This is a genomic window from Nitrospiria bacterium, assembly GCA_036397255.1.
Classification (GTDB): domain Bacteria; phylum Nitrospirota; class Nitrospiria; order DASWJH01; family DASWJH01; genus DASWJH01.
This window is the reverse complement of record DASWJH010000091.1, coordinates 26,627-36,605: the sequence shown is the minus strand read 5'-3', so window position 1 is coordinate 36,605 and position 9,979 is coordinate 26,627. Positions and strand designations below refer to the sequence as shown.

4 protein-coding genes are annotated in these 9,979 nt (G+C 43.6%); 2 read left to right on the top strand and 2 right to left on the bottom strand.

What is annotated here, in order from left to right:
- Positions 1-455: 455 nt before the first annotated feature.
- Positions 456-7,103 (bottom strand): RHS repeat-associated core domain-containing protein, encoded by a 6,648-nt coding sequence (locus VGB26_12285; protein HEX9758554.1) that lies wholly within the window; start codon positions 7,101-7,103, stop codon positions 456-458.
- 828 nt (positions 7,104-7,931) lie between these two features.
- Here VGB26_12285 and VGB26_12280 point away from each other — a divergent pair.
- Both VGB26_12280 and VGB26_12275 read left to right on the top strand, forming a co-directional pair.
- Complete coding sequence (locus VGB26_12280) at positions 7,932-8,489, top strand: hypothetical protein (GenBank protein HEX9758553.1); 558 nt, start codon at positions 7,932-7,934, stop codon at positions 8,487-8,489.
- A 13-nt stretch (positions 8,490-8,502) separates the two neighbouring features.
- Positions 8,503-9,474 carry a DUF2971 domain-containing protein gene (locus VGB26_12275; protein ID HEX9758552.1) on the top strand — a complete coding sequence of 324 codons (972 nt, stop codon included), beginning with the start codon at positions 8,503-8,505 and terminating at the stop codon, positions 9,472-9,474.
- 196 nt (positions 9,475-9,670) lie between these two features.
- Here VGB26_12275 and VGB26_12270 read toward each other — a convergent pair whose 3' ends face one another.
- Positions 9,671-9,940, bottom strand: a complete 270-nt coding sequence (locus VGB26_12270; GenBank protein HEX9758551.1) for a hypothetical protein — start codon at positions 9,938-9,940, stop codon at positions 9,671-9,673.
- Positions 9,941-9,979: the final 39 nt, after the last annotated feature.

Below are 9,979 nucleotides of genomic sequence, written 5' to 3'. Positions count from 1 at the left end.
CCCATGAAAACGGGGAAAAGTCAACGAATGTTGATGAAGCGTACTCGAAGATGCGAAAACAGGCGGACATCTGCGCACCATGGCGGTTCCCTCTGTCCAAGTTCAATCTAAATGCGCATTAAAATACAGACTCTATTTAGTACCATTTTATTCTTTTTATCTGTTTCTAATTCCTTGATCCCTAATTTATTACACTTCACGTTAATTTTTTAAGAAAAACAGACAACAAACCCTTTACCCCCAAAAATAAGCCCAAAGCAGGAAAAGCCCCATTAAAATACCAATTGTGCCACCAACCCTTTTACTCCCTCGTCTTTTAGCGAGACTTTTCTTTTTTCCAGTAATTCTATCCACCCTGGAAGAAATTTCATCAGGGAAAAATAGGCTTGTAGTCCCCATAATTATCAATACAATTGCAAAAATTAACCCTGAAAATTCTTGAATGGCTTACCCTCCTACCAACTTACCTCTGTGTCTTTCCACAGATAGGTATAACTGTAATTCGCCCCTCCCTGTTTTGTCAACAAACCAACTCCCCAAGCCGAACCATTTCCCGGTGAAATAATAATATTTCCCCCACCTCCGTTACCTAATGCCCCTGTAATTCCATGGGCCGTTAGGAAATTGGACAATTGTTCCGGAGTTGGCTTACATTTTTGAAATATCCAGTTTGCTGTGACTGCACCGGAAATGTCCTCCGGAGCACGTCCAACCCCAGGGCCCCAAGGACTTACATAGATTCTTCCGTATCTGTCGACTGTTGCCGTAAAGCTCCAACTAACCCATTCACCTGTCCATCGAGTGGGAATTGTAAAACTAAAAGTTCCAGAAAAGAAATCCGGCAACCTAAATTGTAAACCCATGGGATCAATCAGATTTACGGGATTATTTCCCACATACGCGTAAAAATTATCGTGCTGGCCAAATAACCATAGAAGATCCTCGGACAAAAAACGTTGGAACGTTGGTGAGTAATACCGTGCCCTATAATAATGCAAATTTGTTGTGTCATTTTCCCGCCCAGTATACTGAAAACTATTACTGCTGCTGCCAATATTGGTTGAAAAACCAAATGGATCAAAGATATAAGAATCTTGAACAGAACCTACCTGATCCGTGAGAGCAACCACAGAACCAAGCCCATCATTGTGATAATATTCATTGACTTCTGACATTCGAATAAATGGGTCATCAATATCCATGCTCCGCAAATAGGTTGCACCTAAAGAATAATTACCAATTTCCGAAATAACATCATCTCCATCATACTGAAAATCAGTTGTCATCCCATTAATGCTTTTCCTTACTCTTCTTCCCAGAGGATCATAAACAAAACTTCCCGATAACCCCGGCCCGCTGATAGCAACTAACCTATTCCTTGAATCCCAGGTATATGTCGTGGTTCCACCGATATGGGTTTGAGAAGTCAGGTTCCCATTGGAGTCATAGGTAAGGTTGGGTGTCGTACTGTCAAACTGAATTTGCTCATTTGCGGCATCGTAGGCAGCTTGAACAGCGTCTGGAAGTAGAGTAGCTGTTCCATTTGTCCTATTAAAGGAGATTCGATTTCCCGCAGCATCATAGCTATAGGAAAGGTCTTCAATAATGGAACTCGGACCTTGATGAAGAATATTTGTTAATCGAGAAGCGAAATCGTATGTGTAGGTGGTATTAACCCCATTGGGATAAGAAAGACTTGTTCTTCTTCCCACTGAATCATAGCCAAGCCCTACGATTTTTGTTCCTTGAGTTACTTGAGTCAGACGGGAATTGGAATCATATCCGTATGTCACCGGAGTCTGGCCATTGACGGTCATACTAGTCCGTCTGCCAATTGTGTCGTATTGATATTCCACTGTTCCCTGGGAAGTGAGTTCCTGGATCAATCGGTCAAGTGTATTATAAACAAATTCCATTCTTCCCGAAGTTGAATCCTCCGCAACGGTTAATCTACCTACTGTGTCATAATTAAAAGCAGTCGTGCTCCCATCATCATATTGAGAAAAAATTCTTCGATCTAATGGATCATAGGTAAAATTATTAACCTGCAATTTGCGATCGGTAAAGGTTTTTAAATTTCCGTTGAAGTCATAGGTATAAAATGCTTGGCGACCTAGGGGATCGGTACGAGTTTCCAAACGATCCTGAACATCATAGGTATAAATTATAGTATGGTTGTTTGCATCCTTAACGCTAAGGAGATTTCCATTTTCATCATAGGTAAAATCGGTAACCCCATTTAATGCATCTGTAATTCGGCTAACCTGATTGAGGGCATCATAATCGAGTTTCGTTTTTCTTCCCAAAAAATCGGTCAGAACAATCAATCTGGAGACCGAATCATAAACTCTTGTTGTCCTGTTCCCAAGGGGGTCTTCAGTGGCGATCAGGTTGCCGTTCGTGTCATATTCAAATTGCATGGTGTTTAATAATGGATCAATTACCGTTACCGGCTGGCCAGCGGTGTTGTAGGTAATCGTGGTTTCGTTCAGTAAAGGATCTATTGTCTTGGTCAGATTTCCGTTGGTGTCATACTCAAATGTTGTGGTTTGGTTTAAGGCATCGGTAGTAGAAGTCAGCCGGTGGAATGTGGTTTCATAGGTAAATTGGGTAACGTTCTGTTCAGGATCTGTGATGGATGTGACATTTCCTGCGGTATCATAGGTAAACGTCGTCTTTCTTCCCAAGGGATCGGTGGTACTTAAAAGAAGGTTCGTTGCGGGGTCTCGTTTAAACAGGGTCGTCTGGCCCAGGGCATCGGATTGGCTGATAAGGTACCGGGAGCGGTTAAAACGATAGGTCGTCTCATTACCAAGCGGATCAGTCACTTTGGTGGAGGTTATAAAATCCCCGGTTGTGGTGTAATCAAATGTAAAAATCCCCCCATCGGCCAGTGTCTGTTTAATCACCCACCCGGAACTGTCATACTCATTAGTCAGGAAGGTGATGTTTCTGGCATCGGTAATGGTTAACACACGATTAGAAGCATCGTATGTATATTGCGTGCTCCCTCCTTTGGGGTCAATGACCTCAATCAAACGGTTCAGACCGTCATAATTATATTGCACTAGCCTGAGCAGAGGATCCCGGATGCTATCGATTCGAAGGTTGGCCCCCGTGTAGTTCATTGTCAACATTCTTCCCGTTGGTTCAGTAAGCTCCGTGACTCTGCCCTGCCCATCCCGTGTTAAGGTAACGGTATTTCCGTTTCTGTCCTGCTGTGAAATCAGCCTCCCATTGGTGTCAAAAGTCCACACTTTATTATCTTTAAAGGTCAGTATACGGTTACCCCCGTTTAGGGTAACAATGGTCCCTCTCAGTGCCGGCGTGGTGGTATTGATAAAAGTCCCATTGGGTTGCTTTGAGAATAAATCCTGGCGGTTTCCTGGAGAGAATAAAATCAATGCATCCGGGGAACCATTTGGTGGCGGTTGTAAAAAGGTATCATAGGACCAACTAGTTCCTATTCCAAAGGGACCCGAGTTATTCAGGTTAGCTCGATAGGTCCGGTCCACAACTAAAGGAATAATTCCAGGCAGCACCATATCCGTCTTTGTATAGCTGTAAAAACCTGTGGCTACATTGACAGGCTCACCGTCTTCTTTCCCGGAGTCAACCTGACCATTACTTTCTCCTCCACCTGCTTGGACTTGAGCCGGAAGAACCGGTCTTTGGCCTCCACAGCAAAAACGCGGCATTCCATAGGGTAGCCCTGTGGAAGGATTGATATCGGGAATGATGAGGGTCCCATCGGATGAAACAGTCCCCGTGCCATACTGCAACCAATCATTAGGCCGTGTTCCGTCCGGCGATTCATCGAAATAATAAAGATCCACCGAATCCCCGGGAAGTCCACCCACCACATTTGGGGTAGTAACGGGAACATTACCTGTTGGGACACCTCCGCCAAACTTTCCAAAAGAAAAAAGGTAAACAACATTGGAGGTAAGATTGGAAGGACCTGGGGGAAGCGGAGAGCGATCAATGGGCACTTCGATCACACCCACTTCGGTATTGGCTTGCCCGTCCCAGCCGATAATATTTACTCCAGCAGGAATAGTCATCTCGAATCCCGGAATATCCGGGTTGGTTAAGACTGTATCTTGACTGGGGGTAATGGGAATCAACTCTACTGTAGGATGCTCAGGTAAATACGGGGTGAATCCCAAGGAATTGACAATACCTGCCTGGACATTAACGGTTACGGGAATGGTTGAGTATTCTATCCCCGGCTGATTGGCCGTTGATCCGTCAATGAGAATCGTCTGAGTCCCGGTAGGCACTCCTGTGACAAAGAAATTTCCGGCTTCATCCGTTGTCCCCAAAGGCGTCAATGTAGCCCCACCTAAGGTAATGGTCACATCTTTCAACGGCCCGCCGTGTTCATCCAATACCTGGCCGGTAAGGGCCGTTTGTCCCGGGGCTTGAACATCCAGCGTGACATTGACTGTTCGGGTAACATCGTTTCCGTCAATGGTTGCGGCGGCTTGAACGGTCAGGGAAGTTTGCCCTGCGGGAGTTGTCCCATCCGTTGTGATCTGCAAAAAGGAGTTGCCGTTGGGGCCGATCAAAGCAGGAGTAAAATTGGCCGTTGCTCCCGTTGGAAGGCCCAGGACATTTAATTGACCAAGCTGTGTAAAATCATCAATGGGATTCAATGTGATCCAATAGGATACGGAGCTTCCGGGAATCACCGATGCAATGGCAGGATTGGCTGTGATGGAAAAATCTTTGCTCAGGGTAACGGTAAAAGGATTGGTGCTTGAGCCGGTTCCTTGAGGAGAGGTGATGTTAATTGGGCCTGTGGTGGCATCCATAGGAACCGTGGTGGTGATTTGAGTTTCGGTTGCAGATGTAATAATGGCCGGGGTGCCGTTGAAATCCACCTGGTTATTTGAGGCAATCGCATCGAAATTTTGGCCTGTGATGGTTACAGGGGTTCCGAAGGGCCCTGTTGTGGGTGAGAAACTTGTAATAACCGGTCCGGTGATGACTGTGAAATCCGTGGCGCTGGTTCCCGTCCCTCCGGAAGTGGTCACAGTGATCGGCCCTGTGGTGGCCCCTGTGGGAACGTTGGTGGTGATGCTGGTAACGGTAGCGGCGGAAACTACTGCCTCAACCCCATTAAACTTAACCGTGTTGTTTGATTGGTTGGGATCAAAGTTATCTCCAGTAATGATGACCTCAGCCCCTTCAAGACCGCTTGTAGGAGAAAAGCTGGTGATGGTGGGAACAGGAGGCGCCCCAAGAATTAAGATGGTGACATCATCGCTTCCCTCATTGGTCACCACCGCAAGATTGAGGGCGGGATGAATGGCGATATCCCGTGGCCTGTTTCCCACCGCTATGGTCTCAGTGACCGTATAAGTGGTCAAATCCACAACCGATACGGTGTCATCTCCGTGATTGGCCACGAACGCTTCTTGGGTTAGAGGATGAACCGCCACGCCAATGGGATCTTTTCCTACATTTACTGTTTGAATCAGTGTTTTGGTGGCTAGATCGATAACCGATAAGGTATTGCTTTTTTTATTGGTAATGACCGATAGATTAAGCCCTGTGTCGATGGCGATTCCCTGAGGCTTTTCTCCAACGGGTATTGTGTTAATGACGGTTTCGGATGCCAGATCCAAAACCATCACCGTATCATCTTTTTCTAATGTGATTAAGGCCTGATTGCTATTGGCATCTATGCCAACTCCGGTGGGGTCCTTTCCTACTGGGATAGTGCTTAAAACCGAGGGTATTGAGAGATCTACTATGGATACGGTGTTGTCCTTTTTATTGGCAACCACCGCTCGGTTGGTGGCTGGGTTAATGGCTACCCCATTGGGGTCTTTTCCAACATTCAAGGTTCCCGTGGCCTGAAGGCTCATGAGATCGATTAACGTGAGGGAGTTGTCTTTCTTATTTGTCACCAAGGCCTGGTCGGTCTGGGGATTGATCGCCACTCCCTGGGGATCTCTTCCCACGGAGATGGTGGCTGAAAGGGTGCCTTGGGGAAGATCCAGTATGGAGACCGTGTCATTTTTCTTATTGGCCACCACCGCAATATCTTTATTGATATTGACCCCCACCCCTTGAGGGTCTTTTCCCACCGGCGCGGGATTGGTCAAGGTAACGGTGTATAAATCAATGATCGAAACCGTATCGCTTTTTTTGTTGGCAGAGACCGCAAGGTTGATTCCCGGATGAATGGCCACACCCCTCGGGTTTCGCTCAACGGCAATGCTTCCTACAATTGTTGCTGCTGCCAGATCCACTAACGTTAGACTATCGGCCTTTTCGTTGGAGACCAGTGCTTGATTGGTAGTGGGATTGACAGCTACCCCATCTGGGGATTTCCCAACGGAAAGTGTGTTTAATACGGTTTGAGTGGAAGGATCAACGATGCTGATCTGATTGAGTTTTTCATGGGTAATAACCGCCTGACCGGTCTGTGTATTGATGGCCACACGGCGGGGCTTCTCAGAAACCGCTATCGTGTGAGTCACCGTACGGCTGGGAAGATCGATTAGGGAAAGTGTATCGGATTTTTCATTGGCCACCACCGCGATCTGTGCTGATAGGTTGATATCAATTCCTAAGGGTTTTTCTCCCACGGAAACGGTCTGTAGAACCGAATAGGCCAGCAGGTCCACAAAACTGACCGTGTCATCTTTTTGATTGGTCACCACAGCGATTTGATTTCCTGGATCAATGGCCACTTCTTGAGGGTCTTTTCCTACCACCACCGTGGCCAACTCCAGGCCGGTGGTTAAATCGATAATTTTGATGCTGTCGATCTTTTCCAGCACCACCACGGCCACATTGTTTTGGGAATTCACCGCCACATCAATAGGACGGGAGGAGAAGGAAATAGTAGAAGTAACGGTATTGGTGGAAAGGTCAATAACTTTTAAGTCGTTGGATCCTTTATGAACCGCAACGGCCTGGTTGGTTTGGGTATTGATGGAAACCGCTTCGGGTTCTACACCCACGGAAAGGAACACAGGGGCTGAGGCATGAAGGGAAGAAAAGGAGAACAGAAAAAAAGCGAAACCGAAAAGAAAGGTAAAGGAAGTGTGGATAATAGAAGATGGGGGGAATCTTCGCCAATCCATGGCTATTTTTTCCTTTTGATTTAGAATATGAATAATTTCATCAAAAATAAAATCCCGCTGTAAATATCAGAAATAAAATCCACTGTCAATAATTTTTCTTAAATAAAAAGAAAAAAATTCAAACTGGTTAAAAACTTGGCCATTAAAATGTGTACACTTATTAAAGTAGTTAAGTTTTTGCCTGATTTTCAGGAAAATACTTAGAAACAGCTAAAAAGTTGACTGTTGGTCTGCGAGAAAACACAAAATTGAAGTTAAGATGCTCTAAACACAAAACCGGCACAAAGGAAAGATCTTATTCTGGGGGGGGTTAAGTAACTATTTGAAAAATTTAGGAGAAAAAGTGAAAGGATGTGACACCCATGGGATTATAGATCCCATGGTAAGGAGTAATTAAAAAATTCCGAAAAGGAGCTTGTAAATGGGGGGGAACATACATTAAGGACCTCTTCCAGGTGAAAGTCACAGATATTAAAGGCGGTAAAAAAAATTTTGTGCTCAATTTGTGCTCGAGCCCACCCCAAACGACCACGTTCAAGCCAATTCCAGCCAAAAAATGTTCTTAACTTATACCTTTGTTGGATATAGGTTATTTGAGTTTTTATGGGTTAGAGTTGGTAGGTAAGTAAGGAGTGTGAAGCAAGCGCTCTACCACTGAGCTAATCGCCCACTTAATAAGATTATCAAGGGGTTGTATTATTACAGATTGGTCCCGCCCCGTCAACTGTGCTCAGAATTGTGCTCATTTCTGAATAATGGTATAGTCCTTGGAAAATTAAAAGAAGTATTTCCAATAAAAATTTTCAACCTCAAAAGGACTGATAATTTATGACCCTGTGGGAACCAGCTAATTCTTATAGTGCAAAAATCGGCGGAATATACTATCGCAATGTTACGAATCCAATAGAATACAAAGGGATTCCTTTGATCTCACTTGCGAAAAATCCTGAAACTGGCGAGCTTGCAGCAACCTTTAAATTATTGGGGCCGAATAAGAGCCCTATTGCACAAATAAAGAATAATTCAATTAACTTAAAAGATAAAAATAACTACACAATACTCAGTGGCTTTAAACGAACGTCGATAGTAGAAAAAAAGACTGGTCGGGTTGTGTGTGAAATTAAAAAAAGAATCAAAGACAGTGATTTGGAAATAGAGATATCAGCACTTCTTTTTACTGACGATGATTATCCTATTATATTACACCCCGATAGGAGTAAGTTTGGCACAGCTAATGATAACAAACCTCCCAATATAGCATTCTTGAAACTGACAACGAATAAAGGAAACCAAGCCAGTGCCATTGCAGTGGAAAATAGAGGAGGTATTTATCTTCTTGGCGTTGAGATAGAAAATTTTAAATCGGGGATTTCGATTAAGAACTAAACCTGGATTTAGTATGAACATTTCAGATTCAGAAAAAAGCATTATTTCGCAACTGAAAGAGGAAATACTATCTAAATGGAGTGTTTATCATAAAGAATTTCCAAATGTATTATTCCATTACACATCAGCAGATGGGTTAATTGGAATTTTATCAAGTAAGAGTATATGGATGACCGATCTCAGGTATATGAATGACTCATCTGAATTACAATACTCCAGATCATTAATAGAAACCCGACTAAAGTCGAGGTCCAATGACTCCAACCTAAATGAAATTCAGAGAGAGTTTATTAAAAGAATTGTACAGACTTTTGATCCTTTTTCTAATAGATTTTCTGTCTTCGCTACATGTTTTTGCGAGGATGGAAATTTGTTAAGCCAATGGAGAGGATACCGGGGAGAAGGTGGCGGCTATGCCATTGGTATAGATTTCCTTCATACAATTCGGTTCATCGAGAGAAGATGCGTTCTTCGTAAAGTAATCTATGATGTCTCAGATCAAACCAGATTAGTAGATGAAACGATTGGGGCCTTTCTGAACTCTTTGTCTACATCCACAACGGGAAAAGGGTTAGAGGATGTGACCTCAACTCTCTTGCCAGAATATTGTCAGGCCTTCTCCTTAACTGTTGGTGAATATTTATTTTGCTTTAAACATCCAGATTTCCATCAAGAACGTGAATGGAGATTAGTATACTTTAGTTCAGTGGATCTACTTTTTGACAGAGGCCAGAGTACCGACCTTCCATTTTTCAGAAGTTACAAGGGTAACGTAATCCCATATTATACAGTGAGCTTTGAAAATGCTATTAAGGCATCAGTCGATGACGTATATGGTATTCCATTCCCAATTGTTGAATTAGTAATTGGCCCTACAATAAGTAGTGATTTAAACCAACAATCGCTTAAGATGATTATTTCATCTTTGAATCCAGATGTCGTGGTAAATATTAAAAGATCAGAGATTCCTTTAAGGTGGCTATAACTCAGGGTATTACAAAGCGATTGAAATATTCTTCAGGATTGTCAAAACGTTTGCTGATATCGTTATACTTTATTTCATCCGATAATTTTTAATTCTCAGACTCGTTAAAAAGTGAACACTTGGAATCGGTTAGAGAAGGGGGCCTTTGCAAAAATGTTTGCTAAGGGAAACTCTGCTTGTCCCTTATATCCTGTTGTTATGTTTTCCGAATGAGTATTTGATTGGGACTCTCTTTTATTTCGAGGAGCTCTTGAACTTCTTTCCTTTTTTGGGCAAGGTCTGTAAGTTTCATTCTTGCTAGTTCCAGATCTCTAGAACTCACAATCGCATAGCGGTCAAAGACTGAGCGCGTCCTATGCCCGGATATTTTCATTGCTACTATCTCCGGGATTCCCGCCTGTACCATATTTCTAACTGCACTTCGCCTAAAGTCATGAAACCCGTCGTCTTTGAGACCCTTTTTCACACAATCGCCAAATTAGGGCAAATCTTTATTGGTTCAAAA